The sequence below is a fragment of the Actinoplanes subtropicus genome, assembly GCF_000721705.1.
GTDB classification, from domain to species: domain Bacteria; phylum Actinomycetota; class Actinomycetes; order Mycobacteriales; family Micromonosporaceae; genus Actinoplanes; species Actinoplanes subtropicus.
On sequence record NZ_JOJL01000007.1, the window covers coordinates 309409 to 332580 of the forward strand.

The window sequence follows — 23172 nt, forward strand, 5'->3', positions numbered from 1 at the left end:
GGGTGATCGCTTTCGTCCTGAACGGTGGTTCAAGTAAGACTAGTGGCATGACTGAGGCCTCATCCAGCGCCCCTGAGAATGTCACATTCCCTCGCCTGGACCTCTTGCGCATCGATCACGTGGGCATCGCGGTGCCCGATCTCGACGCGGCGAAGACCTTCTATGCCGAGACCTTCGGCCTGCGCGTCGTGCACGAAGAGACGAACGAGGAGCAAGGCGTACGCGAGGCCATGCTCGCGGTCGGCGACGGCGCCGGCCCGCGACTGCAACTGCTCGCCCCGGCCCGGCCGGACTCGGCGATCGCCAAGTTCCTCGACCGCAGTGGACCGGGCCTGCAGCAGCTGGCCTACACGGTGGCCGACGTCGAGGCGGCCTCGGCCGCACTGCGCGCCCGGGGCCTGCGGCTGCTCTACGACACGCCGCGCCGGGGCACCGCCGGCTCGCGGATCAACTTCGTGCATCCCAAGGACGCCGGCGGGGTTCTGGTGGAGCTGGTGGAGCCCGCGTAATTACTCCGCCTTACGGGTGAATCATCCTGTCGGACCGGCCCCTGGCCTGGCAGGATCGGCGCCATCGAGTGACGCGACCGCGCGGCCGATCACCGGTGGCCCGGATTCAGCAGGTGACGGGGTGGCTCACGGTCACCGGCCGAACGGTGGACGCCGGTCACTCCGAGGCTGCTCATTGCTGATCTACGTATCCTTTCTGATGCCTGTCCGCTCTTGCGTGGCTGGTGCGTCTTCGCCAGGATGGCCCAATGCCTCAGCAGCAGGACCAGAACATGCCCTTTTTCGACGGGGCGAACTCTCAGCACGACTTCACTGTCGTCCTCCGCGGCTACGACCGCGGCCAGGTGGACGCGCATCTGGGCCGGCTAGTCGGCGCGTTGAGTCAGTCCCAGCAGGCCCAGGGCGAGGCCGAGCAGCGGATGAACGACGCGCAGCGCCGGCTGCGCCAGGCCGAGCAGCGGCTGAACGCCGTGGAGCAGAAGCTCGCCGACAGCAACAAGCTGCTGGAGGAGAACAACCGGCCGACGCTCTCCGGGCTGGGCACCCGGGTCGAGCAGATCCTGCGGCTGGCCGAGGAACAGGCGAACGATCACCGCAGCGAGGCGAAGCGGGAGTCCGAGGGCATCCTCTCGGCGGCCCGGCTCGAGGCCCGTGAGATCACCGACAAGGCGCGCGCCGAGGCCGCCGCCATGAAGGCGACCGCCGAGCGCGAGGCCGGCCAGGTCCGCACGCACGCCGAGCGGGAGGCGGCCGAGGCCCGCGTCCAGGCCCGGCGCGAGGCGGACACGCTCCGGTCGGATGCCGACCGCGAGACCAAGCAGCTGCGTACGGTCACCGCGCACGAGGTCGCCGAGCTGAAGTCGACCGTGGAGCGTGAGGTCGCGTCGCTGCGGGCCACCGCCGAGCGGGAGATCACCCAGCTGCGGGCCAAGGCCTCCCGCGAGGCCGAGGAGAAGCGCGCCGAGGCGACCAAGCTGCTGACCGACGCCCGCGACAAGCGCGACAAGGACCTGCAGGCCTTGGCGCTGGAGATCGCCGAGCGGCGGGAGAAGGCCGAGCGCGAGGAGTCGCAGCGGCACGCCGCCCAGGTCAGCGCCACGCAGAAGATGGTGGCCGAGGCCGAGCAGCGGGCGAGCGCCGCCGAGGACCGGTCGAAGGAGATCGAGCAGCGCGCCGAGCAGCGCCGCGTCGAGTCCGAGCGCAACGCGGTCGAGACCACCGAGAAGGCCCGCGCCCTCGCGGAAAAGACGGTGACCGAGGCCCGGGCCGAGGCCCAGCGCCTGATGAGCGAGGCCCGCACCGAGGCCGAGCTGACCACCCAGGCCGCCAAGCGCGAGGTGGAAGACCTCACCCGGCAGAAGGACCAGGTCACCAGCCAGCTCGGGCAGATGCTGTCCGGCCTCTCCGGCCTGGTGCCCGGGGTGGGCGGCGCCAAGCCCGAGGCGAAGCCGGAGACTCCAGCCCAGCGCTCGCCGGAGGCGGAGCGTAACGGCGCTGGTGACAAGCCGGTGGGCGCCAAGTCCAACTCCTGAGTCGTTCGCCACTGAGCTCTCCGGTTGCGTCATCCGTTCGGGTGCGCGACGGTAGTTCAGTCGGCCGTTAGCCATCGATGCGGGCCGTACCGGAGTTTCTCCGGTGCGGCCTGACTCGTTTTGCGCGCGTAGCCTTGCTCTCGACGAGCCGGCTCAGACAAATCACAACTAGACGCATACTCCGCCCAGGACGGTGTGTATCCCTCCCAGACCGGACGATGCGTATGTGAGGATGGACAGCATGTCGCATGGCGGTGAAATCTTCGGTCTTGGCGGAGACGCGGCCACCGAGCCCAGCTTCGAAACCGCCCTGCGGGGTTATGAGAAGAAGCAGGTCGAGCGGTACGTCGCACGGGCCGAGAACGAGATAGCCGCGCTGGCCTCCGAACGCGAGCAGGCCTACGCCCAGATACAGGGCATGGCCGCGCAGATCGAGCGGCTCCAGCAGGAGATCACCCAGACCCGCCGGCAGGGCGGGATCGGGCCCGAGGTCACCTTCCACCACCTGGGTCCGCGGGTCGAGCAGATCCTGCTGCTGGCCGAGGAGCAGGCCGCGGCGATCAAGGAGTCGGCCACCGACGACATCGCCGGCCGGCTGGCCGAGGCCGAGCGGATCCGGGCCGAGGCGGAAAAACACTCCCGCGACGGCATCCGCGACTTCGAGATCGCCCTGGCCGCCCGGCGCGCCGAGGAGGAGCGGGCCGACGCCGCCAAGCGGGTCGCGGCGGAGAAGGCGCTGGCCGCCGCCCGCCACGCGGCCGAGCAGATGCGGCTCGAGGCCGAAGGCGTGCTGAACCGGGCCCGGGCCGACGCGCAGCAGCTCACCGAGCAGACCGCGCGGGACGCCCACCGGGTGCGCGCCGAGGCGGACGGCTACGCCCAGTCCACCCGGATGCAGGCCGACCAGGAGATCAAGGCCCTCCGGGAGAAGAACCAGCAGGAGATCGCCGCCCAGCGGGCGAACGCCGACCGGGCGCACAACGAACGGAAGGCCGCGCTGGAGCAGGAGCTCGGGCAGCGCCGCCAGGCCGTCGCCCAGGAGCTCACCCAGCAGCGCGCGGCGGTCGAGAAGCAGTGCGCCGATCTGCGCAGCGAGGCCGACCAGTACGCCGAGGAGGTGCTGCGCCGCTCGGACGACCAGGCCACCGCCGTACGCAAGGAGATCGTCGCCCAGCAGGAGAAGATCGCCAAGGCCGCCGCCGACCTGGAGGCCGCCCAGGCCAAGGTGGCCGAGGCCGAGCGCCAGGTCGCCGACGCGCAGGAGCGCGCCCGCGCCGGCCGGCAGGAGGCCGAGCAGGTCGAGAAGCGCCTTGCCGAGGTGCGCAAGGAGCTGGAGAGCGAGACCGCGCGGGTCGCCGAGGCGCTGAAGGCCGGCGAGGCCGCCGAGCGGCACGCCGCCGACGTCCGCCGCCAGGTGCAGAAGGAAGCGAAGCGGGTCGCCGAGCTGGCCGCCGCCGCGGTGCTGGCGGCCGCGGCCTCCCCCGACGACAAGGATGACAAGGACGGCGACGACGCCGTCCGGCCGGAGGAGAAGTCGGTCGCCGGCGGCCCGGTCGGGGCGCACGCGGCGGAGGAGCCGGTCGGCCAGCACGCGGCCAAGGTCACCGCATCGGCGAAGGTCACCGTTCCGCCCGCGACCCGCGTGGGAGCGGACGCCGATTAACCGGCGATGATAGATTCCCGCCGAAATAGACCGGCGGGAGGAAATACCGCGGTGACCGCAGATGATGAAGCGCCCGCCGAGGATTCGGTAGAAGAGGACGAGCGCGAGGGGCGCTTCGGGCGCCCGGGGCCGCCGATCGACCGGCGCAACCCGTTCATGATCGGCCTGCTCGGCGGGTTCGGGATCATCCTCGCGTACGCGATCTTCCTGGGTGTCCGCAACGCCGCGTCGATCCTGGTCCTGATCTTCATCGCCGCGTTCCTGGCGATCGGCCTCAACCCGGCGGTGAGCTGGCTGCGCGGGCGCGGCGTCCCGCGCGGCGGCGCGGTCGCGATCGTGGCGCTGGTCGTGCTGGCGCTGCTGGTCGGCGCGATCATCGCGCTGGTGCCGCCGCTGGTCACGCAGACCAACGCGCTGATCAAGAACGTCCCCGACTACGTCTCCCAGCTGCAGCGCAACCAGACGATCAAGGACCTGATCGTGCGCTACGACATCATGACCAAGGTCACCAGCGCGGTCAACGCGGGCACGGTCGGCAACGCGGTCGGCGGCGTCGTGGGCGGGGCCAAGCTGATCTTCGGGACGATCTTCAACACGCTCACCGTGCTGGTCCTGACGATCTACTTCATGGCCGCCTTCGACCGGCTGCGCGAGGCGGCGTACTCGCTGGTGCCGGCCTCCCGGCGGACCCGGGTGCGGCTGCTCACCGACGAGATCCTGACCAAGGTCGGCGCGTACATGGTGGGCGCGCTGGCGATCGCCGTGGTGGCCGGCCTCAGCTCGTTCGTGGTCGCCCTGATCCTCGGGCTCGCCTACCCGTTCGCGCTGGCCGTGGTGGTCGCCGTCTGTGACCTCATCCCGCAGATCGGCGCCACCCTCGGAGCGGTCATCGTGAGCCTGGTGGGCTTCGCCTCCTCGCTCACCGCCGGGCTGGTCTGCGTGGTCTTCTTCATCGTCTACCAGCAGGTGGAGAACTACCTGATCTACCCGAGCGTGATGCGCCGCTCGGTGAAGGTGAGCGACGTGGCGGCGGTGGTCGCGGCCCTGCTCGGGGTGGCGCTGTTCGGCGTGGTCGGCGCGCTGGTGGCAATCCCGATGGTGGCCGCCGTCCAGTTGATCATTCGCGAGGTCGTGGTGCCGAGTCAGGAGGCTCGCTGAGCAGCGGTCCGGGGACGGGGACGTCCGCGAAGGCGGCCACCGTGCGGTCGGCGTACGCGTTCATGTCGCCGCTCTCCATCGGCCCGTCCCAGGTCGTCGGCAGCGGGGTGGGTACCTCCGGGGCCACCCGCTTGACGATCTCGTTCAGTACGCGCTCGGCGTCGCCGACCCAGAGGTGTTTCGCCCCATCTACCGGAACAATCTCCGCTACCCCGGCAAATCGGGCAGCGGCCTCGGCCGGGCGCAGGTAGTCGTCGAACTCGGGGATCAAGGCCGTTAGCGATTTGCCGCTTTTCTTCCAGGCCTCCAGATCGTCCTGCGTCGAGAACCGCAGGGGCGGCGAGAGCAAGATCGCTCCGACCACCGCGGGGTCAAGGCCGTGCATCAGGGTCAAATCGGTGCCGAACGACCAGCCCAGCAGCCAAATGTTCGGTAATTCGGAAAAATCGGCAAATTCTATGGCGGCGGCCACGTCGTACTTCTCGCCTGCCGCGCCGTCGAACGAGCCCTCCGACGTACCGCGCACGCTGCTGGTCCCCCGGGTGTTGAAGCGCAGCACCGCGATGCCGGCCAGCGCCGGAAGCCGCCAGGCCGCCTTGCGGAAGACATGGCTGTCCATCATGCCGCCGTGCGTGGGCAACGGGTGCAGGCAGACCAGCGTGGCGACCGGGTCGCGACCGAGCGGGCGGGCCAGCTCACCGACCAGGGTGAGGCCGTCGGCGGTATGCAGCTCGATGTCCTCCCGGCGCGCGGGCAGGACGGAGTTCGCACGGATCTGACTACTACTCATTTGGGAAGGCCTTCAGTCCTCTGTTGGGCGGTGGGCGGGGCGGTCGGATGGCTCACCCATACCTCGGGGCGTTGCGCGAGCGCTCCACCCCGGGGCCGCGCCGGTCACGCGCCTTCCAGCAGCCGGTGTGCCAGTGCCGCCGGTCGGTGAGGTCGCCGCGCTCGTCGGCCGGCCACGCCACCACGTGCGCCACCCCGGCCCGGATCTCCTGCATGCACCCCGGGCAGCGGTACGCCTTGGTGGCCGCGCCGCCGAAGATCGACCGCACCATCCACTCCCCGTCCTGCCACTGCTGGACGCCGTCGACGCCCTTGCGCACGCGCTCGTCCGCCAGCTGCTCGGGAGCGTCCGAGGCGGGGCGACGGCGGGGGTGGTTTCGGCGCGGCACCAGTCAAGCGTACGTAGTGACTGACGGGTAACAACCGCCGTAGACTCCGCACATGACGGCTACTCGCGTTCCCGGCGTGCCGGTGATCGAAGACGGCGTGCTGATCTCCACGAACCCCGCCACCGGCGAGGAGGCGGGCCGCGTCCCGGTCGCCGACGCCGCCGCGGTCGCCGCCGCCGTCCAGCGCGCGAAGGAGGCCGGCGCCTGGTGGCAGTCCCTCGGCTTCGACGGCCGCAAGGAGCGGCTGATCCGCTGGCGCTCGCTGATCGTCCAGCGGATCGAGGAGCTGGCCCAGCTCACCGGCCTCGAGGCGGGCAAGCCGCGGAACGACGCGATCATGGAGGCCGTCGCCGCGGTCGAGCACCTGGACTGGGCCGCCCACCACGCGAAGCGGGTGCTCGGGCCCCGGCGTACGAGAACCCGGATCTTGCTCGCGGAACACGCCGGCCACCTGGAGTACCTGCCCTACGGCGTGGTCGGCGTGATCGGCCCGTGGAACTACCCGATCCTGACGCCGATCGGCCCGATCAGCGGCGCGCTCGCGGCCGGCAACGCGGTGGTCTTCAAGCCGAGCGAGTACACCCCGATCGTCGGCCAGTGGCTGGTCGACACGTTCGCCGAGGTGGTGCCCGAGCAGCCGGTAATGCAGGCGGTGCACGGCCTGGGCGACGTCGGCGGCGCGCTGTGCCGCTCCGGGGTCGGGAAGGTGTCGTTCACCGGCTCGACCGCCACCGGCAAGAAGGTGATGGCCGCCTGCGCGGAAAATCTCGTCCCGGTGGTGATCGAGGCGGGCGGCAAGGACGCGCTGATCGTCGACGCCGACGCGGACGTCAAGGCCGCCGCCGAGGCGGCCGTCTGGGGCGGCATGACCAACGCCGGCCAGACCTGCATCGGCATCGAGCGGGTGTACGCGGTGGCCCCGGTCTACGACCAACTGGTCAAGGAGATCGTGGCCCGGGCCGGCAAGCTGCGCACCGGGGAGGAGATCGGCCCGATCACCATGCCCCGGCAGATCGACGTCATCCGCGAGCACATCGACGACGCGCTGGCCAAGGGCGGCACGGCGGTGCTGGGCGGGGTCGGCGCGGTGCAGCCGCCGTACGTGGCGCCGACCGTGCTGGTCGACGTCCCGGCCGATTCGTCGGAGATCCGCGAGGAGACCTTCGGGCCGACCCTGACCATCACCAAGGTCGCCGACGCGGACGAGGCGGTGCGGCTGGCCAACGACAGCCCGTACGGCCTCGGTGGTGCGGTTTTCGGCAAGAAGAACGCGGTGCGCATCGCCCGCCGGTTGCGCTCGGGCATGGTGGCGGTCAACTCCACGCTCAGCTTCGTCGGCATGGGCAACCTGCCGTTCGGCGGCGTCGGCGAGTCCGGCTTCGGCCGCATCCACGGCGAGGACGGCCTGCGCGAGTTCGCCCGGCCCAAGGCGATCACCGTACGCCGGGCCCGGTCGCTGCTGCCGTCGACGACCTTCGAGCGCACTCCCGCCCAGGTCAAGCAGATCGTCAAGGTGGTGCGGATGCTGTACGGGCGCAAATCCTAGGGCTCGTAAGCTGTCGGGGTGGTCGATCATCCCGCCGTCGAGGTCGAGGACCTGCACGTCAGCTACGGCTCCACGCCCGTGCTGGTCGGCGTCGCGCTCACCGTCCCGGCCGGCGCCGGCGTCTGCGTCACCGGCGAGAACGGCATCGGCAAGTCGACGCTGCTGCGCTGCGTGAGCAGCCTCCAGCAGCCCGACTCCGGCACCATCCGGGTCTTCGGCGCGGCCCCCGGCGCCACCCCCGAGTTCTGGCGGGCCGTGGTCACCACCGTCGAGCCGCCGACCTGGTACCCCGGGCTCACCGTGCACGAGCACGCCGAGCTGGTCTGCCGCGCGCACGGCCAGGACCCGGAGGAGGCCGGCATCGACGAGGCGCTCGACCGGCTGGGGCTGGCCGGGCACGGCGACGCGATCCCGCCGTCGCTCTCCTCCGGGCAGAAGCAGCGGCTCACCCTGGCCTGCGCGCTGCTGCGGCCCAGCTCGCTGCTCATCCTCGACGAGCCCGAGCAGCGCCTCGACCCGGACGGCCGCAAGGAGGTGGCGGCGCTGCTCGCCCAGTACCTCGAGGACGGCGGCTCGCTGCTGATGGCCAGCCACGACGAGTCGTTCGCGGCCGCCTCGGGCGCGGCGGTCACCACGATGGAGTCGCTCCTCCCGGACCCCTCATGAGCACGGTCACCGTCCCGCTCGCCCCGATCCGCCGGTGGATCGGCCGCCGCCAGTCGGCACACCGGGAGCGCGGGGCCACCGCCGGCAACATCTACTTCGCGTTGCTGTTCGTGGCCATCGTCGGCGGCATGGTGCACAAGCAACTCGCCGTGGTCTTCTGGCCGTCCGCGCCGAACGCCTCGGGGCTCGCCGCGGCGTCGCTGATCCCGGTTCTGTTCGGCCTGCTCTACCTGGCGCTGCGCCGGTTCGGCCCGCTCGCGCTGAGCCGTCCGGCGGCGTCCTGGCTGCTGCCCGCGCCGGTGAGCCGTCGCCGCCTGTTGCTGCCGTCGCTGCGACTGGCCGCGATCGTGGCGGCCGTCGTGGGCGCCCTCTTCGGTTTGGCGATCGTGGGGCACGCCGCGCCGCGCACCCTCGGCGGTCGCGAGGTGGCGCTGCTCGGCACCGGCGCCGCGCTGATCGGCATCGCGCTGCTGCTGGTCGCGCTGGCCGCGCAGGCCGGCGGCCGCTGGGGCGACCGGCTCGACGCGGTGATCTCGCTGCTGCTGGCGGCCGGCCTGGCCGGCCTGGTGACCGACGCGTCCGCCACCGGTTCGGTCGCGGCGGGCGGATGGCCCTCCGCCACGACGCTGCTTCCGCTGGTTGGTACGCTCGCGCTGGTCGTCGGGTTGCTGTTCGCCTGGTCCGTACGGGGTCTGGCACGCACCCCGAACGAGCGGATCCTCGAGGCCGCGAAGACCGCCGGCACGCTGTTCGACTCGGCGTTCGGCGTCGAGCCGTCCTTCCTCACCGACATGATCGAGCGGCGCTACTGGGCCCGCCGCCACCTCCGCTCGGTGCGCTTCCCGGCCCGCCTCCCGGTGCTGGTCACCCAGGACCTGCTGCTGGTGGCCCGCCGCCGTCGTCGCCTGCTCTGGCTGGCCCTGGCCGCCGCCCTCCCGGTCCTGCTCGCCGCCGCCCCCGCCGCCCTGGTCGGCATCGCGATCCTGCTCGGCACTCTGATGGCGGCCACCACCTCGGCCGGCAACGCGAAGACCGACGCCGGCAACCCGGTCCTGCTCCGCCTGCTCGGCCTCACCTCCCGCCAGGCGGTGCTGCAGCGGATGTGGGTTCCCGGCGTGCTGGCCGCCCTGTGGTCGGCGGCCTCGCTCGGCCTGCTCTCCGCCCTGGGCGACCTGCCGACCGGCCCATGGTGGGCGCTCGGCCTCACCCTCGGCCCGGTCGGGGCCGTCGCCGCGATCCGCCGGGCCCGGGTCGGCTTCGTCCGCAACGAGCTGCTACCCCTGGACACGCCGATGGGGACGGTCTCCACCGGCCCCCTGGTCAACGCCGCGATCGGCCCGGACGCCCTGCTGCTCGGCCTGCCCGCCCTGGTGGCGATCGCCCAGCACCACCCGCTGTCGTGGACCAGCGTCGTCGTCCAGGCCGTGGTCGGCGGCGTCGGCGCCCGCGCCTACCTGGCCGGCACCACCGCCACCGACCGCGTGGAGCTGAGCTCCCGCTAGCGCGCGGCGGATCCGCGGCCGTGAGCGGCGGCAGGTGGGTGAGTCGCGCCTGGCTCGGCCGGCCCGAGTTGCAGCACAGCCCGGATGCGGGCGGCACGGGGCCGGGACGGCAGCAAGCTCGCCGGAAAAGGCGGGACTCGTCCGGGCCCTACGATATAGGGAATTTGATCTTCCGTTTGCTAGAAGAGGGTCAATTCGTCGCGGGTCATGCCGCGTAGCTTGTCGTAGTCGACCACCACGCAGCGGATTCCCCGGTCGGTGGCCAGGACGCGGGCCTGGGGCTTGATCTCCTGGGCCGCGAAGATGCCCTGGACCGGGGCGAGCAGGGGGTCGCGGTTCATCAGTTCGAGGTAGCGGGTCAGCTGCTCGACGCCGTCGATCTCGCCGCGGCGTTTGATCTCGACGGCTACCGAGGCGCCGTCGGCGTCCTTGCAGAGCAGGTCGACCGGGCCGATCGCGGTCATGAACTCGCGGCGGACCAGGGTCCAGCCGTCGCCGAAGGTCTCCGGGTGGGCGGCCAGCAGCTCCTGCAGGTGCGCCTCGACACCGTCCTTCACCAGGCCGGGGTCGATGCCGAGGTCGTGCGAGGTGTCGTGGAAGATCTCCTCGAGGGTGATCCGCAGCTCCTCGCCGGCCTTGTTCACCACCTTCCACACGCCAGGCGCCTCCTGCAGCTTGCAGGGCGGGCTCATCCAGTTCAGCGGCTTGTAGGCGCGGTCGTCGGCGTGGATCGAGACCGAGCCGTCGGCCTTGACCATCAGCAGGCGGGTCGCCGGGGGCAGGTGGGCGGACAGCTTGCCGACGTAGTCGACCGAGCATTTCGCGATGACCAGACGCACCGGACGACAGTAGCGGATCCGAACCGAGTGGCCTTTGAGTGCCATGCTGGGTTCGTGCTGGAAGCATTGACCGGGACCGGGCTCGCGGCATCGGCGGGCCTGAATGCCTACATCCCCCTGCTGATGATGGGCCTGCTGGCCCGCTACACCCACGTGGTCGACCTGCCGCACGGCTGGGCCTGGCTGTCCAACGGCTGGGTGCTGGTGATCCTCGGCATCCTGCTGGCCGTCGAGGTGGTGGCCGACAAGGTGCCGGTCGTCGACCACGCCAACGACGTGGTGCAGACCGTGGTGCGGCCGACCGCGGGCGGCCTCGCCTTCGGCGCCGGCTCGGGGGCGCAGACGGTGACGGTGAGCAACCCGGGCTCGTTCTTCGGCTCGCATCAGTGGGTGCCGGTCGCGGCCGGCGTGCTGATCGCGCTCTGCGTGCACGGGGTGAAGGCCACCGCCCGGCCGGTGGTGAACGTCAGCACGGCCGGGTTCGGCGCGCCGGTGGTGAGCACGATCGAAGACTTCGGCAGCGCGCTGATGTCGGCGCTGGCGCTGCTGATGCCGATATTGGTGCTGGTCGGAATCGGTTTGTTCGTCTGGCTGGCGATCACGGTGGTCCGCCGGCGGCGGCGAAAGCGGCAAAGCGCGTCTTCCGAGACGGCCCGCCTGTTTGGTTGACTTCACCGGTGCCCGCCGTCGCCGTACCCGCCTTCGCCCTCGCCTGGTGGGCGGCCTGCCACCTGATCGGCCGTGATCCGGCGCGCGGTCCCTCGGTCCGGGCGGCCGCGGCGCTGGCGGCGTACGCCATCGGGGTTTTGATCTGGACCTTGGATCCTGGCTCGGCCTTGGCGGAGATCTTCTTCTGCGTGCCGGCGCTGTTCTGGGCGGGTACCGCGGTCGCGCTGCTGCCGCGGCTGGTGCCCGAGCGGCGGCAGATCGACCTCGGCTGGCTGATCCTGGTGACGCCGTTCCTGCTGATGACGGTGGCCCTGCCGGGGGCCGGCCGGCTCGTGGTGCTCGCGCCGCTGGCCGGCGGCATGGTGCTGCTCTGGCGGTTCCGCGACCAGGTGCAGCCGATCATCCTGCCGGCCGCGCTGGCGGTGGTGGCGGCGCTGTACGGGGCCGGGCTCGCGATGCTGCTGATCGTCGACCTGGGCGCGCCCGACCTGGTGATCCTGGCGCTCGGGGTCGACCTGATGATGCTGGCCTTCCTGGTGGTGATCGCCGAGGCGCTGGACGTGGGTGAGCGGCTGCGGCCCGATCTGATCCGGTCGCTGATCGCCGCGCTGCTCGGCGTGGCGGTCGTCGGCGCGCCGACCATGCTGACCATCGTGGCCAGCACCAGCACCACCGTGCGGATCCTGCAGTTCGTGCTGCTCGCGGCGGTGATGACCGGGATCGGCCTGATCGGGCCGCTGCACCGGGCGCTGGACAGGATCGCGTTCCGGCACGACGACCGGCTGCGCGAGGACCGCGGGGCGCTGCTGCTGCTGGCCGACGCGCTGCCCCGGCACCGGCAGCGGCACCGGCTGATCGCCACCGGCCAGCCGGATTTCCTCCGGTTCACCCGGCAGGCGCTGGACAACTACGGGCGGCTCGGGCGGCTGATGCGCAGCCCGCTGACCGATCTGCCGGCGGTCGACCGGCGGCTCTCCGGGCTGACCATCGAGCAGCCGCTGGCCCGGGCCATGGAGTTGCGCGCGGTGCTGCAGGAGAGTGTGGACCGGCTGCGGCCGGCCGGGCGGTTCGCGACCTCGGACGAGTGGCGGCACTACAACGCGCTCTACTTCGGCGTGGTGCTCGGGCTCGATCCGTACGCCCGCAAGCGCGGCACCGACGGCCTGGACCGGGAGGCCCGCCTGGCGCTCGACTGGATGCGGCGCAACGTGCCCCGGCAGACGCTGCGGCGATGGAAGGACGAGGGCGCCGCGATCGTGGCCCGCCGGCTGTGGGACGACATGACCCACACGGATCCGCGCTGGCTGACCCGCGTTACGACACGCAGCACATAATCGACGCCTTTGCTGCGAAATGGGTAAAATCGCCCATCATGGGTAGCCGCAACGCGTTGGTCGACGCCGTCCGGCAGGAGCTCGCCGTGGCGCGCGGCGCCGCCCGGGCGGTGCTGGCCGCCGCCGAGACCGCGCGGGGCGAGGCGCAGAACCGGCGGCGGCTGGTCCGCGACGCGTACGCGACCTGCCTGAACCAGCTGGCCGAGGCGCGCGACAGCGCCCGCCGCGACATCCAGCGCCGCTACCAGTACGAGACCACCAAGCTGGCCGGCAACGTCCGCCGGGTCGCCGCGCTCAGCGCCACCGGCGCGGCCGGCGCGCCCTGGCGGCTCTGGGCGCCGAGCGAGCCCGAGCGCGGCGGCCGGCCGAGCCTGCTGCGGATCGGCACCCTCTCGCTCGACGACGCCGCGCCGCTGCCCGCGCTGGTCCCGCTGCTCGGCGCCGCGCACCTCGGCCTCGCCGGCTCGCCCGAGGTCGCCGACGGCGTGATCACCGGGCTGTTGCTGCGCGCGCTGGGCAGCACCCGCCCGGGCGACATCCAGCTCACCGTCTACGACCCGGAACACCTCGGCGGGACGCTCGCCGCCTTCGCCCCGCTCGGGATCAGCTTCGTCGGACCGGGCGGGCTCGGGGCCATGCTCGACGACCTGGTGGAGCACATCGTCCGGGTCAACGAGACGGTGCTGGCCGGCAGTTCGCTGACCGAGCCGTGGCGACTTGTCGTCCTTCTTGCAGATATGGACGATTTGCCCGTCTCGCAAAGAGCCCAGCTCGATCGGATCACCCGTACCGGGGTGGCCTGCGGGGTGCATCTGATCGCCCGGGGACTGCGGCTCACGGACCACTCGACCGTCGTGCGGATCGACGTCGACGCACGAAAAAGCGACATCACGGGTGATTTGGAGATTTCTCTCGACCCACCGCCACCCCTCGACCGGGTCGTCGCGTTCTGCAAGGCCACCGCCGAGCGGATGCGGGCCGGACCGCCCCCCGCCCAGCTGGCCGACCTCTCCCCGGCCACGTTCTGGGCCGAGTCGTCGGCACACGGGCTGGTCGCGCCGATCGGCGACAGCACCGACGGCAGCCTGATCGACGTGCCGCTCGGCGACGACCCGCCGCACGCGCTGATCGGCGGCCCGTCCGGCTCCGGCAAGACCAACCTGATCTACGCCTGGCTGGCCGCGCTCGCCACCCGGTACGGCCCCGCCGAGCTGGCCCTCTACCTGCTCGACTTCAAGGAGGGCGTGTCCTTCGCCCGGTTCGTGCCCGGGCCGCGCGACCCCAGCTGGCTCCCGCAGGTGCGGCTGGCCGGCATCAACGTCAACGGCGACCGCGAGTTCGGCCTGGCCATGCTCCGCCACCTCGGCGAGGAGCTGCGCACCCGGGCCCAGGCGGCCAAGCGGCACGACGCCAGCAAGCTCGCCGAGCTGCGCGCCGAGGACCCAGCCGGAACGTGGCCGCGGATTGTCGCGGTGATCGACGAGTTCCAGGTGCTGCTCGGCGGCCGGGACGCGGTCGCCGAGGAGGCCGTCACCCTGCTCGAGGACCTCGCCCGGCGGGGCCGCTCGCAAGGCATCCACCTGATCCTCGCGTCGCAGGACGTCTCCGGGATCGAGGCGCTGTGGGGCCGCTCCGGGCTGATCGGCCAGTTCACGCTCCGGATCGCGCTGCCCAAGGCGCGCCGGATCCTGGCCGACAACAACCTGGCCGCCGCGGTCATCCCGCGCCACCACGCGGTGGTCAACACCGAGTCCGGCACCGCGGGGGCCAATCTGGTCGTCCGGCTGCCGGACGCCGGGGACCGGCTGGTCTGGCGTACGCTCCAGCGCCGGCTCTGGCGGCTGCGCCCGGACGGCTGCGAGGAGCCCCGGCTCTTCGACGGCGACGCGGTCCCGGTGCTGCCCGCCCAGTGCCGGCCGGCCGGTCCGGTGCCGCAGGCCGACGGGCCGGTCGGCTCCTCGCCCGGCGCGGTGCTCGGCGAGCGGATCGACGTGGCCGCCCGCCCGGCCCGGCTGCGCCTGGGCCGGATGCCCGGCCGCAACCTGGCGGTCCTCGGCACCCGCGTCGACGAGGCGTGCGACGTGCTCGCGGCGGCGGCGTTGTCGCTGGCGGCCCAGGGCCCGGCGCACTTCAGCGTGGTCTGCCTCGACCCGGACGCGGGCGGGGCGGCGGCCCGGCTGATGGCCGAGCTGCCGTCGGCCGACTGGTACGACGAGCTGCCGGCGCTGGCGGCGCTGGAGATCCCGCACTACGTGCTCGGCTACGCGCTGGACGCGGGCGCCGACCAGGGGACGCTGCGCCGCTTGCTGACCGATGGGCCGGAGCAGCGTACGCACGTGCTCGGCTGGTGGCGCTCGGTCTCCCGGCTGCGCGACAGCCTCGGCGGCCCGGCGAGCCGGCTCGACCCGATCGGCGCGTGGGTGGCGCTCGACGTGCAGGGCGCCGACCTGGCGCCGCTCTACCCGCAGCCGGGCGGTCCGGCCTGGTATCCGCGTACCCGCCGGGCGCTGTTCTTCGACCGCTCCGTGCACCGCACGCCCGAGGTGATCATCCCGTACGAGGTGAACAGTGACCACACGTGACCGGCAGCCGATCGGCCGCGACTACCAGCTGATGGTCAGCGCCCTGGCGGAGGCGACCCGGCGCCGCGACGTCGAGCTGGGCGGAGCCGAGCAGGCCTATCAGGACAGTGCCGTGCAGGCGGCGGGCGAGCTGACCCGGGCCGAGGGGGACGCGGTCTCCGCCGACCGGTGGGCTGGGGCCGCGGCGGCGCAGGTGCTCGAGGTGGACCGGGAGGCGGCCCGGCTCTGGGACGAGCTGCGCCGGGCGCGCGGCCTGCGGATGCGCTCGCTGGGCGAGGTGCCGGAGCCGGCCTCGATCGACACGCTGCCGCAGGCCGCGCTGCCCCGGGCGCCGTCGTCCTCCGCGTCCTCTCCGGAGGAGGGGTCGCCGAGGGTACTGCTGGCGCGGGTCGCGGCCCGGATCGACGGGACCGTTCGCCCGGCCGGCCGGCGGGCGCTGCCCCGCTGGGCGCTGCCGGTGCTGCCGCTGGTGGGCGCGCTGATCGCGGCCCTGACCGGCCTGGTCGCTTCCGGCCTGGTAACGATCGGCGGGACGGGCCTGTGGGGCGGTCCGGTGCTGCGCGGCCTCGGCTGGCTCGCCTTCCTGGTGGCCCCGTCGGCCGGCGTCCCGGTCGCGGCGGTCTCGGCCCACCGCTGGCTGGAGGCCAAACTCGACATCGGCGGCATCGGCCTGACCCTGCTGGGCGGCATGATCTCGGCGACGCTGATGTCCCTGGCCTTCGCCGCCACCCACTGACCAAACCCTTGACCGTACGTGTCTGGCCAGGTCCCGCCGTCGCAAGGCGAGCTGGCTGCCGTCCCGGCCCCGTGCCGCCCGCATCCGGGCTGTGCTGCAACTCGGGCAGGCCGGCGCAGGCGTCGACCCGGCCTCCTGCCGCCGCTCACCCCGACCGCGTGCGGGGCGACGCCGTTCAACCGTCGCGCATGTAGTGGGGAGCTCAGGGGCGCGGGGTAGGACGTGCCACTGCTGGGCCCAGGCATCGGCGCACAGCCGAATCGGCCAGCACGTGTCCGCGATCATCAGCCCGTCACGAACGGCCAGGCAGGCGGCGCCGGTCCCGTCGGCCAGGCAGCCGCCCGCCACCGCCCGCCCCCCGCCGCTTGCCACCGCCCGCCGCTTGCCGACGGCCGCCGCTTGCCGACGCCCGCCGCTGCCCGCCGCCGCCCGCCGCTGGCCGCCGCCCGCTGCCCGCCGCTGGCCGCCGCCCGCTGCCCGCCGCTGGCCGCCGCCCGCTGCCCGCCGCAACAATGGAGAGTTTCCGCCAACGCCACGCTCCCCCGCGCCCACGAACTCGTCAAGATCGGAAGGCCGCCCGCAAGAGTGGAGAGTCCGCGCTCGCCACAAACACCAACACTCCTAGATCGGGAGTGAGGGCAAGCAGCAGCGCGCAGCGGCAGGCGGCGGCCAGCGGCAAGCGGCGGCCAACGGGCGGCGGCCAACGGCGGCCAACGGGCGGCGGCCAACGGCGGCCAACGGGCGGCGGCCAACGGCGGCCAACGGGCGGCGGCCAATGACGAACGCCGACGACACAGCGCACGGCGCCAAGAGCGGCGCGGGTCAACCGTCGCGCTTGGTCGTCCACTTGAAGGTGGTCAGGCACAGCGCCAGCGCCAGCACGCACCACAACCCCAGTACCAACCCCACCATCGGCAGGTTGAACGAGCCGCCCGGCTCGTGTGCCCCGAACGACGCCGGCAGGAACACCGAGCGCAGCCCCTGGCACAGCCACTTCAGCGGGAACAGCGACGCCACGTTCTGCATCCACGCCGGCAGGCTGGTGAAGACGAAGAACACGCCGGAGATGAACTGCAGGATGAGCGCCACCGGCGTGACCACCGCCGGCGCGCTGCGGCCGGTGCGGGCGACCGACGAGAACGCCACCCCGCACAGCGTGCACGCCGTGATGCCGAGCAGCGACACCCACATTAAGGTCAGCCACTTCGCCGGGGTGTCGGGCAGCTTGAGCCCGAACAGCAGGGACGACACGGCAAGCAGGATCACCGTCTCGAGTAGCGCGATGAAGCCGACCATCAGCACCTTGCCCGCGAAGTAGACCCATTTCGGCATCGGCGTACCGAGGAAGCGTTTCAGCACCCCGCGGTCGCGCTCCATCGGGATCTGGATGGCCAGCGCCTGGAAGCCGGCCGTCATCAGGCCGGTGCCGATCATGCCGGTCACGAAGTACTGGGTGAACTTGACGCCCTCGCCGATCGTGCCCTTGAAGATCGAGCCGAACACCAGAATCATGATCGCCGGGAAGGCCAGCGTGAACATGACCTGCTCGCGGCTGCGCAGGAACTGCCGCACCTCGAGGCCACCCTGCGCCACCCCGAGCTCCACCGGGCCGGCCCTCATGCCGCACCACCGATCATCTCGAGGTAGACGTCTTCCAGGGTGGGCCGGGTGACGGTCAGGCCGGGCACCTCGCCGGCGAACCGCGCGGCCAGGTCGGCCACCACGGCCGTCGGCGTCGCGCTCCGGGTGCGTTCCCAACCACCCTCGGGCGTACGCCAGGAGACCGTCGCCAGCGCCGCATCGCGCCGGCCCAGCGATCGCGGGGTGTCCACCGCGATCAACCGCCCCTTGGCGATCACCCCGACCCGGTCGGCCAGCGCCTCCGCCTCCTCCAGATAGTGCGTGGTCAGCACGATCGTGGTGCCGCCCGCCTGCAGGTCGCGGATCAGCTGCCAGAACTCGCGCCGCGCCTCGGGGTCGAACCCGGTCGTCGGCTCGTCGAGGAACAGCAGCTCGGGCCGCCCGATGATGCCGAGCGCCACGTCGAGCCGGCGTTTCTGCCCGCCGGACAACGTATGCGTACGGGCCGTCGCCTTTTCCGCCAGGCCGACCCGCTCGATCACCGTCGCCGGGTCGTCGGCGCCCGGGTAGAACCGCGCGAAGTGCCGCACCACCTCGCCGACGGTCAGCTCGTCGAACTCGCCGGTGCCCTGCAGCACGATGCCGAGCCGCTCACGCCACCGCTTGGCCACCGGGCCGGTGCCGCGCCGGCCCTGCGCCACCGCCGGGTCGACGCCGAGCACGCTGACCTCGCCGTCGTCGCGCCGCCGATAGCCCTCGAGAATCTCCACAGTGGTCGTCTTGCCGGCGCCGTTGGGCCCGAGCAGCGCGAACACCTCGCCGTGGGCGACGTCGAGGTCGACCCCGCCGACCGCGACGTTGTCCCCGTAGGCCTTGCGCAAGCCGCGCACCCGGATGGCATCCATGCCGACGAACCTAGTGGGTGGGTGCGACAAGAATCACGCTCGATAGGCGAGCGTCAGGATCGCGTGCGCGACGAGGGTGGCCTCCTCCTTCGTCTCGTACGGGCCGACGTGCAGCTCGACCGCGTGCGGGCCGAACAGGGCGCGGACCGTCCAGCTGTTCGGGTGCCGGTCGTCCTCCCGGCTGTGGTTGACGATCAGCTGGGTGGACGACCGGATGTTCACCGCCGAGAATTTCTGGCTGGCCGTGGGCCACGCCCGGAACCAGCCGGGCGCGACCGCGAGCGCCTCACCGCTCGCCTCGGCCATCGCCCACTGCATCTCCTCCGCGGACGGAGCCATCGCCGTGCGCGTCATGCCGTCGCCTCCCCACGACCGTTTCGCCGGAAATCGTAGGGTCACCACGGCACGTTGCGAGGCCGAATGCCGGAACTCAGTAGGTATAGAAGCCCTTGCCGGTCTTGCGGCCCAGGTCGCCCGCGGTGACCATGCGCTGCAGCAGCTCCGGCGGGAAGAACTTCTCGTCCGCGGTGTCCCGGTAGATGTTGCCGGCCGCGTTGAGCATCACATCCAGGCCGGTCAGGTCCACCGTGGCCAGCGGGCCCATCGCGTGCCCGAAGCCCAGCTTCATCACCGTGTCGAGGTCGGCCGGCGAGACCACGCCCGACTCGACCAGCTTGATCGCCTCGACCAGCAGCGCCGAGAAGAGCCGGTTCGACACGAAGCCGGCCACGTCCCGCTTCACCTCGACGCAGGTCTTGCCGACCTCCTCGGCGAAGTTGCGCGCGTCGGCCAGCGTGTCGTCCGACGTCTGGTACCCGCGGACCAGCTCGACCAGCTTCATCATCGGCACCGGCGAGAAGAAGTGGATGCCGACCACCGACTCGGGCCGCTCGGTGACGGTGGCGATCTGGGTGATCGGGATGGCCGAGGTGTTGGTGCCGAGCACCGCGCCGGCCTTGCAGATCTTGTCGAGGGCCCGGAAGACCTCGTGCTTGGCCTCGACCTTCTCGTAGATCGCCTCGACCACGACGTCGGCGTCGGCGGCCGCCTCCAGGTCGGTGGTGGGGGTGATCCGCGCGAGGGTGGCCTCCGCCTCCTCCTGGGTGATCTTCCCCTTGGACTGGAAACGGCCGAGCGAATCCCGGATCGCCGCCATGCCCCGGTTGGTCGCGGCGTCGTCGACGTCCCGCATGGTGACCTGCCAGCCGGCCTGCGCCGAGACCTGCGCGATGCCGGAGCCCATCAGCCCGGAGCCGATGACCGCGAGTCGACCCGCCATGTGCGTTCCCCCTCTGACGATGCGTGTTACCTCACCCTACCGGGGCAGCTTAACGAGGCCTCAGCTCCCCTCGATCGGGGCAAATCCGGGGAAACGCCCGCGCGGCGGTGCCAGACTATGCGCATGCCCTCAGGCAACGGCTGGTACCTCGTCGGGCCACTGCTCGCCGTCGGCCTGGTCGGCCTGCTCGGCGCCGTCTTCTGGCGCATGGGGCTGCAATGGACGCTCGCCGGCGAGGAGGCTGCCGCCGACGGCCTCGCGATCTTCGGCGAGCCGGACGACTACGGCCTGCTCTGCCCGGTCGCGGTCACCGACGATCCGGACGTGGCCGACGACATCCGGCGACTGCTCGGCGACGCCGGCATCCGCGCCACCCAGGCCGTCGTCCGGGACGGCCGGGTGGCGGTGCTGGTCTTCGCCGAGGAGTTCGAGACCGCCCGGCGCCTGGTCGGCGGCTCGCCCGCCCTGTAAAACCCGCCCGGTAAATCAGAAGTCGAAGGTCGGCTCGGGCACGTCCGCCCGCTCCACCTCGACGCCCAGCTTGGCCAGGTCCGTCACGAAGTCGGGGTAGCCCCGGTCGATGTGGTGCACCTCGCCCACCTCGGTCACGCCGTCGGCGCACAGCCCGGCGATCACCAGACCGGCCCCGGCCCGGATGTCCGTGGCCCGCACCGGCGCGCCGGAGAGCCGTTCCCGCCCGTTGACCACCGCGTGGTGGCCGTCGGTGCGGATGTCGGCGCCCAGGCGGACCATCTCGTTCACGAACATGAAGCGGCCGTCGAAGATGTTCTCGGTGATCAGCGATGCGCCTTCGGCCACGGCGGCCAGCCCGATCGCCATCGGCAGCAGGTCGGTGGCGAAGCCCGGGAACGGCAGCGTCACGATGTCGACTGCGCGTGGGCGCTGCTCCATGCGTACGCGAAACTGGTTTTCCCCCAGAGTGACCTGCGCGCCTGCCGTCACCAGCTTGTCCAGCGCGACGTCCAGATACTCCGGCCGCACCCCGTGGATGGTCACGTCGCCGCGGGTCATCGCGGTGGCGAAGGCCCAGGTGCCGCCCACGATGCGGTCACCGACCGTGCGGTGCGTGACCGGGCTGAGCGACTCGACACCCTCGACGGTCAGCGTCGAACTGCCGGCGCCGCCGATCCGCGCGCCCATCGCGGTGAGCATGTCGCAGATGTCGACGATCTCCGGCTCGCGGGCGGCGTTGTCGATCTCCGTGACGCCCTTGGCCAGGACCGCCGCCATCAGCAGGTTCTCGGTGGCGCCGACGCTCGGGAAGTCCAGCCAGATCTTGCTGCCGCGCAGGCCACGCGGGGCGGCGGCGATCACGAACCCGTGCTCGCCGGAGATCTCGGCGCCCATCCGGGTAAGGCCGGAGAAGTGCATGTCCAGCCCGCGGGAGCCGATCATGTCGCCGCCCGGGAGCGCGACCCGCACGTAGCCGCGGCGGGCCAGCAGCGGGCCCAGCACGCAGATCGACGCGCGCAGCCGGCGGACCAGGTCGTAGTCGGCCTCGCTGCCCGGCTCGGCCGGCACGTCGATGATGGCGTGGCCGCCCTCCAGCGTGACCTGGCAACCCAGCCGCCGCAGCACCTCGGCCATGATCGCGATGTCGGTGATCCGGGGGACGTTCTCCACCACGCTGCGGCCCTGCGCGAGCAGCGCGACCGCCATCAGCTTGAGCGCCGAGTTCTTGGCGCCGCCGACGCTGACGTCGCCGGCGAGCTGGGCGCCGCCCTTCACCCTGATCACATCCACGCGGGCCATGGTATGGGCCGCGGCCCGAGCTCGCCTCCGTAGGGTAGGTACATGGCCGTTCACCTCACCCGCATCTACACCCGCACCGGCGACGCCGGCGAGACCCGGCTGGGCAACAACGAGGTCGTCGCGAAGACCGATCCGCGCCTGGCCGCGTATGCCGACACCGACGAGTGCAACGCCTCGCTGGGCGTGGCGCTGGCCCTGGGCGACCTGCCCGACGACATCCGGGCCGTGCTCACCGCCGTACAGAATGATCTTTTTGATGTCGGCGCCGACCTCTGCAACCCGATCGCCGAGGATCCGCCCTATCCCCCGCTGCGGATCACCGAGGACTACGTGACCCGCCTGGAGGGCTGGTGTGACGAGTTCAACGAGCGCCTGAAGCCCCTCGACAGCTTCATCCTCCCCGGCGGCACCCCCGGCGCGGCCCTGCTGCATGTCTCACGCACCGTCGCGCGCCGCGCGGAACGTGCGGCCTGGGCTCTGGTGCAAGACGACGCCGACCGTACGAGCGACCTGCCGGCGAAATACCTGAACCGTCTCTCCGACCTGCTCTTCATCCTCTCCCGCGTCGCCAACCCGGCCGGCGACGTGAAATGGGTCCCGGGCGGATCTCGGTAAAGACCAAGTTCAAATTCCCTTTACCGTACGTGAGGGACAAGTCCCCGCATTTCCCGGCGAGCCGGCTGCCGTCCCGACCCCGTGCCGCCACCATCCGGGCTGTGCTGCAACTCGGGCGGGCCAACCCAGGCGTCGCTCACCCTTGCTGCCGCCGCTCACCCTGGCGAAAGCGACCGCGGGCGGCGCGGTCAGACGAGTAACTCGCCGTCGATGGTGGTGACGGCCTGGCCGGTCAGCAGGGTGCGGTCGCCGGCCTGCGTCACCCGCACGAAGCCGCCGCGGGCCGATGCCTGATACCCGGTCATCGACGTGCGCCCACCCAGCCGCGCCGACCAGAACGGCGTGAGCGCGGTGTGCGCGCTGCCGGTCACCGGGTCCTCCCCCACGCCCGCGGCCGCGCCGAAGAAGCGGGAGACGAAGTCGTACCCGCCGTCCGGCTCGGCGGCCGCGGCGGTGACGATCACGCCGCGGTTCTCCTTGGTCGCCAGCGTGCTCAGGTCGGGCCGCAGGCCGCGAACCGTCGCCTCGTCGGCCAGCTCGACCAGCAGGTCGTCGGTGTTCGGGCCGGTGTGGTGCACCGAGACGATCTCGGCGCCCAGTACGCCGGACAGCCAGGGCGGCGCGTCGATCGGGCTCAGCGGCGCGGTCGGGAAGTCGAGCGTGTACCACCCGTCGTCGGTCGCCGTGGCGGTCAGCACCCCGCTGAGCGTCGCGAAGCTGGTCTTGTCGCGGCCCAGGACGTGCGCGCTGGCCAGGGTGGCGTGCCCGCAGAGCGCGACCTCGACGACGGGCGTGAACCAGCGGAGCGCGAAATCGGCCTCGGCGCCGGGCGGCAGGGGGTGCAGGAACGCGGTCTCGGACAGGTGGACCTCGGCGGCGACCCGCTGCATCCAGGCGGTGTCGGGGAAGGCGGAGAGCACCACGACCCCGGCGGGGTTGCCCGCGAAGGGCCGGGCGGTGAACGCATCGACGATCTGAATCCGCATGCCTCGACCCTAGGGGCGGGCGCCGACCGAATTCAGCGGCCAATCCGCGGTCAGTGGCCGACCGGATCTGTAGCCGACCGGATCTGCGGCCAACCGGATCTGCGGCCAACCGGATCTGC

22 protein-coding genes are annotated in these 23172 nt (G+C 72.1%); 13 read left to right on the forward strand and 9 right to left on the reverse strand.

Features of this window, described 5'->3' with window-relative positions:
• The first annotated feature begins 47 nt into the window (after window positions 1-47).
• The 4 genes from mce (at window position 48) to IH26_RS0112070 (ending at window position 4862) form a co-directional block, all read left to right on the forward strand.
• Entirely contained in the window at window positions 48-509 is a 462-nt protein-coding gene (mce, locus tag IH26_RS0112055) for a methylmalonyl-CoA epimerase (protein WP_030436246.1), read from the forward strand.
• Window positions 510-757: 248 nt separating this feature from the next.
• Window positions 758-2041, forward strand: coding sequence for a DivIVA domain-containing protein (locus IH26_RS0112060; RefSeq protein WP_030436247.1), 1284 nt, complete (start codon window positions 758-760; stop codon window positions 2039-2041).
• A gap of 241 nt (window positions 2042-2282) precedes the next feature.
• Window positions 2283-3704, forward strand: coding sequence for a coiled-coil domain-containing protein (locus tag IH26_RS0112065; protein WP_034214923.1), 1422 nt, complete (start codon window positions 2283-2285; stop codon window positions 3702-3704).
• 6 nt (window positions 3705-3710) lie between these two features.
• The gene (locus IH26_RS0112070) at window positions 3711-4862 is read left to right on the forward strand and encodes an AI-2E family transporter (RefSeq protein ID WP_051807994.1); all 1152 of its coding nucleotides are present in this window, start codon (window positions 3711-3713) and stop codon (window positions 4860-4862) included.
• Here IH26_RS0112070 and IH26_RS0112075 read toward each other — a convergent pair.
• Complete coding sequence (locus tag IH26_RS0112075; RefSeq protein ID WP_030436250.1) at window positions 4822-5652, reverse strand: alpha/beta hydrolase; 831 nt, start codon at window positions 5650-5652, stop codon at window positions 4822-4824. The genes IH26_RS0112070 and IH26_RS0112075 overlap by 41 nt on opposite strands.
• A 52-nt stretch (window positions 5653-5704) precedes the next feature.
• A complete protein-coding gene (locus IH26_RS0112080; RefSeq protein WP_030436251.1) occupies window positions 5705-6043 on the reverse strand; it encodes a hypothetical protein in 339 nt (112 codons plus the stop codon).
• A 49-nt stretch (window positions 6044-6092) separates the two neighbouring features.
• Here IH26_RS0112080 and IH26_RS0112085 point away from each other — a divergent pair, with 49 nt between their 5' ends.
• The 3 genes from IH26_RS0112085 to IH26_RS0112095 are packed head-to-tail and all read left to right on the forward strand — an operon-like array spanning window position 6093 to window position 9754.
• Window positions 6093-7586, forward strand: coding sequence for an aldehyde dehydrogenase family protein (locus IH26_RS0112085; RefSeq protein ID WP_030436252.1), 1494 nt, complete (start codon window positions 6093-6095; stop codon window positions 7584-7586).
• 18 nt (window positions 7587-7604) lie between these two features.
• Window positions 7605-8252 carry an ABC transporter ATP-binding protein gene (locus IH26_RS0112090; RefSeq protein ID WP_030436253.1) on the forward strand — a complete coding sequence of 216 codons (648 nt, stop codon included), beginning with the start codon at window positions 7605-7607 and terminating at the stop codon, window positions 8250-8252.
• Window positions 8249-9754, forward strand: coding sequence for a DUF6297 family protein (locus tag IH26_RS0112095; RefSeq protein ID WP_030436254.1), 1506 nt, complete (start codon window positions 8249-8251; stop codon window positions 9752-9754). The genes IH26_RS0112090 and IH26_RS0112095 overlap by 4 nt, the downstream gene beginning before the upstream one ends.
• Window positions 9755-9933: 179 nt before the next feature.
• Here the strand turns inward: IH26_RS0112095 and nucS are convergent, their stop codons facing one another.
• On the reverse strand, window positions 9934-10593 hold the full coding sequence (gene nucS, locus IH26_RS0112100; protein ID WP_030436255.1) for an endonuclease NucS: 660 nt from the start codon (window positions 10591-10593) through the stop codon (window positions 9934-9936).
• Between the two features lie 54 nt (window positions 10594-10647).
• Here nucS and IH26_RS0112105 point away from each other — a divergent pair, with 54 nt between their 5' ends.
• From IH26_RS0112105 to IH26_RS0112120, 4 genes are read left to right on the forward strand one after another with little or no spacing between them, the layout of a single operon-like run.
• Window positions 10648-11262: a DUF4126 domain-containing protein gene (locus tag IH26_RS0112105; RefSeq protein WP_030436256.1), complete on the forward strand. Its 615-nt coding sequence runs from the start codon at window positions 10648-10650 to the stop codon at window positions 11260-11262.
• Window positions 11263-11270: 8 nt separating this feature from the next.
• A complete protein-coding gene (locus IH26_RS0112110) occupies window positions 11271-12596 on the forward strand; it encodes a hypothetical protein (protein ID WP_030436257.1) in 1326 nt (441 codons plus the stop codon).
• A 38-nt stretch (window positions 12597-12634) separates the two neighbouring features.
• Window positions 12635-15178: an FtsK/SpoIIIE domain-containing protein gene (locus IH26_RS0112115; protein ID WP_030436258.1), complete on the forward strand. Its 2544-nt coding sequence runs from the start codon at window positions 12635-12637 to the stop codon at window positions 15176-15178.
• Window positions 15165-15914, forward strand: coding sequence for a hypothetical protein (locus IH26_RS0112120; protein WP_030436259.1), 750 nt, complete (start codon window positions 15165-15167; stop codon window positions 15912-15914). Before IH26_RS0112115 ends, IH26_RS0112120 begins: the two co-directional genes overlap by 14 nt.
• A gap of 822 nt (window positions 15915-16736) precedes the next feature.
• On the opposite strand, the gene IH26_RS0112125 is transcribed toward IH26_RS0112120, so the two are convergent.
• From IH26_RS0112125 to IH26_RS0112140, 4 genes are all read right to left on the reverse strand, one after another.
• Entirely contained in the window at window positions 16737-17534 is a 798-nt protein-coding gene (locus tag IH26_RS0112125; protein WP_030436260.1) for an ABC transporter permease, read from the reverse strand.
• The gene (locus IH26_RS0112130; protein ID WP_030436261.1) at window positions 17531-18400 is read right to left on the reverse strand and encodes an ABC transporter ATP-binding protein; all 870 of its coding nucleotides are present in this window, start codon (window positions 18398-18400) and stop codon (window positions 17531-17533) included. The genes IH26_RS0112125 and IH26_RS0112130 overlap by 4 nt, the downstream gene beginning before the upstream one ends.
• A gap of 33 nt (window positions 18401-18433) precedes the next feature.
• A complete protein-coding gene (locus tag IH26_RS0112135) occupies window positions 18434-18754 on the reverse strand; it encodes a hypothetical protein (RefSeq protein WP_030436262.1) in 321 nt (106 codons plus the stop codon).
• Window positions 18755-18830: 76 nt separating this feature from the next.
• On the reverse strand, window positions 18831-19679 hold the full coding sequence (locus IH26_RS0112140; RefSeq protein WP_030436263.1) for a 3-hydroxyacyl-CoA dehydrogenase family protein: 849 nt from the start codon (window positions 19677-19679) through the stop codon (window positions 18831-18833).
• A gap of 123 nt (window positions 19680-19802) precedes the next feature.
• Here IH26_RS0112140 and IH26_RS0112145 point away from each other — a divergent pair, with 123 nt between their 5' ends.
• On the forward strand, window positions 19803-20150 hold the full coding sequence (locus IH26_RS0112145; protein WP_030436264.1) for a hypothetical protein: 348 nt from the start codon (window positions 19803-19805) through the stop codon (window positions 20148-20150).
• Window positions 20151-20165: 15 nt separating this feature from the next.
• Here IH26_RS0112145 and murA read toward each other — a convergent pair whose 3' ends face one another.
• Window positions 20166-21452 (reverse strand): UDP-N-acetylglucosamine 1-carboxyvinyltransferase, encoded by a 1287-nt coding sequence (gene murA, locus IH26_RS0112150; RefSeq protein WP_030436265.1) that lies wholly within the window; start codon window positions 21450-21452, stop codon window positions 20166-20168.
• A gap of 42 nt (window positions 21453-21494) precedes the next feature.
• On the opposite strand from murA, the gene IH26_RS0112155 reads away from it, so the two are divergent.
• The gene (locus IH26_RS0112155) at window positions 21495-22067 is read left to right on the forward strand and encodes a cob(I)yrinic acid a,c-diamide adenosyltransferase (protein WP_030436266.1); all 573 of its coding nucleotides are present in this window, start codon (window positions 21495-21497) and stop codon (window positions 22065-22067) included.
• Between the two features lie 188 nt (window positions 22068-22255).
• Here the strand turns inward: IH26_RS0112155 and IH26_RS0112160 are convergent, their stop codons facing one another.
• Window positions 22256-23053 (reverse strand): PhzF family phenazine biosynthesis protein, encoded by a 798-nt coding sequence (locus IH26_RS0112160; protein ID WP_030436267.1) that lies wholly within the window; start codon window positions 23051-23053, stop codon window positions 22256-22258.
• Window positions 23054-23172: the final 119 nt, after the last annotated feature.

Bases quoted from the DNA above. Each gene is read 5' to 3' on its own strand.
- mce (WP_030436246.1), top strand. From the start codon at position 48: ATGACTGAGGCCTCATCCAGCGCCCCTGAGAATGTCACATTCCCTCGC.
- IH26_RS0112060 (WP_030436247.1), top strand. From the start codon at position 758: ATGCCTCAGCAGCAGGACCAGAACATGCCCTTTTTCGACGGGGCGAAC.
- IH26_RS0112065 (WP_034214923.1), top strand. From the start codon at position 2,283: ATGTCGCATGGCGGTGAAATCTTCGGTCTTGGCGGAGACGCGGCCACC.
- IH26_RS0112070 (WP_051807994.1), top strand. From the start codon at position 3,711: ATGATAGATTCCCGCCGAAATAGACCGGCGGGAGGAAATACCGCGGTG.
- IH26_RS0112075 (WP_030436250.1), bottom strand. From the start codon at position 5,652: ATGAGTAGTAGTCAGATCCGTGCGAACTCCGTCCTGCCCGCGCGCCGG.
- IH26_RS0112085 (WP_030436252.1), top strand. From the start codon at position 6,093: ATGACGGCTACTCGCGTTCCCGGCGTGCCGGTGATCGAAGACGGCGTG.
- IH26_RS0112095 (WP_030436254.1), top strand. From the start codon at position 8,249: ATGAGCACGGTCACCGTCCCGCTCGCCCCGATCCGCCGGTGGATCGGC.
- IH26_RS0112115 (WP_030436258.1), top strand. From the start codon at position 12,635: ATGGGTAGCCGCAACGCGTTGGTCGACGCCGTCCGGCAGGAGCTCGCC.
- IH26_RS0112125 (WP_030436260.1), bottom strand. From the start codon at position 17,534: ATGAGGGCCGGCCCGGTGGAGCTCGGGGTGGCGCAGGGTGGCCTCGAG.
- IH26_RS0112130 (WP_030436261.1), bottom strand. From the start codon at position 18,400: ATGGATGCCATCCGGGTGCGCGGCTTGCGCAAGGCCTACGGGGACAAC.
- IH26_RS0112135 (WP_030436262.1), bottom strand. From the start codon at position 18,754: ATGACGCGCACGGCGATGGCTCCGTCCGCGGAGGAGATGCAGTGGGCG.
- IH26_RS0112140 (WP_030436263.1), bottom strand. From the start codon at position 19,679: ATGGCGGGTCGACTCGCGGTCATCGGCTCCGGGCTGATGGGCTCCGGC.
- IH26_RS0112145 (WP_030436264.1), top strand. From the start codon at position 19,803: ATGCCCTCAGGCAACGGCTGGTACCTCGTCGGGCCACTGCTCGCCGTC.
- murA (WP_030436265.1), bottom strand. From the start codon at position 21,452: ATGGCCCGCGTGGATGTGATCAGGGTGAAGGGCGGCGCCCAGCTCGCC.
- IH26_RS0112155 (WP_030436266.1), top strand. From the start codon at position 21,495: ATGGCCGTTCACCTCACCCGCATCTACACCCGCACCGGCGACGCCGGC.
- IH26_RS0112160 (WP_030436267.1), bottom strand. From the start codon at position 23,053: ATGCGGATTCAGATCGTCGATGCGTTCACCGCCCGGCCCTTCGCGGGC.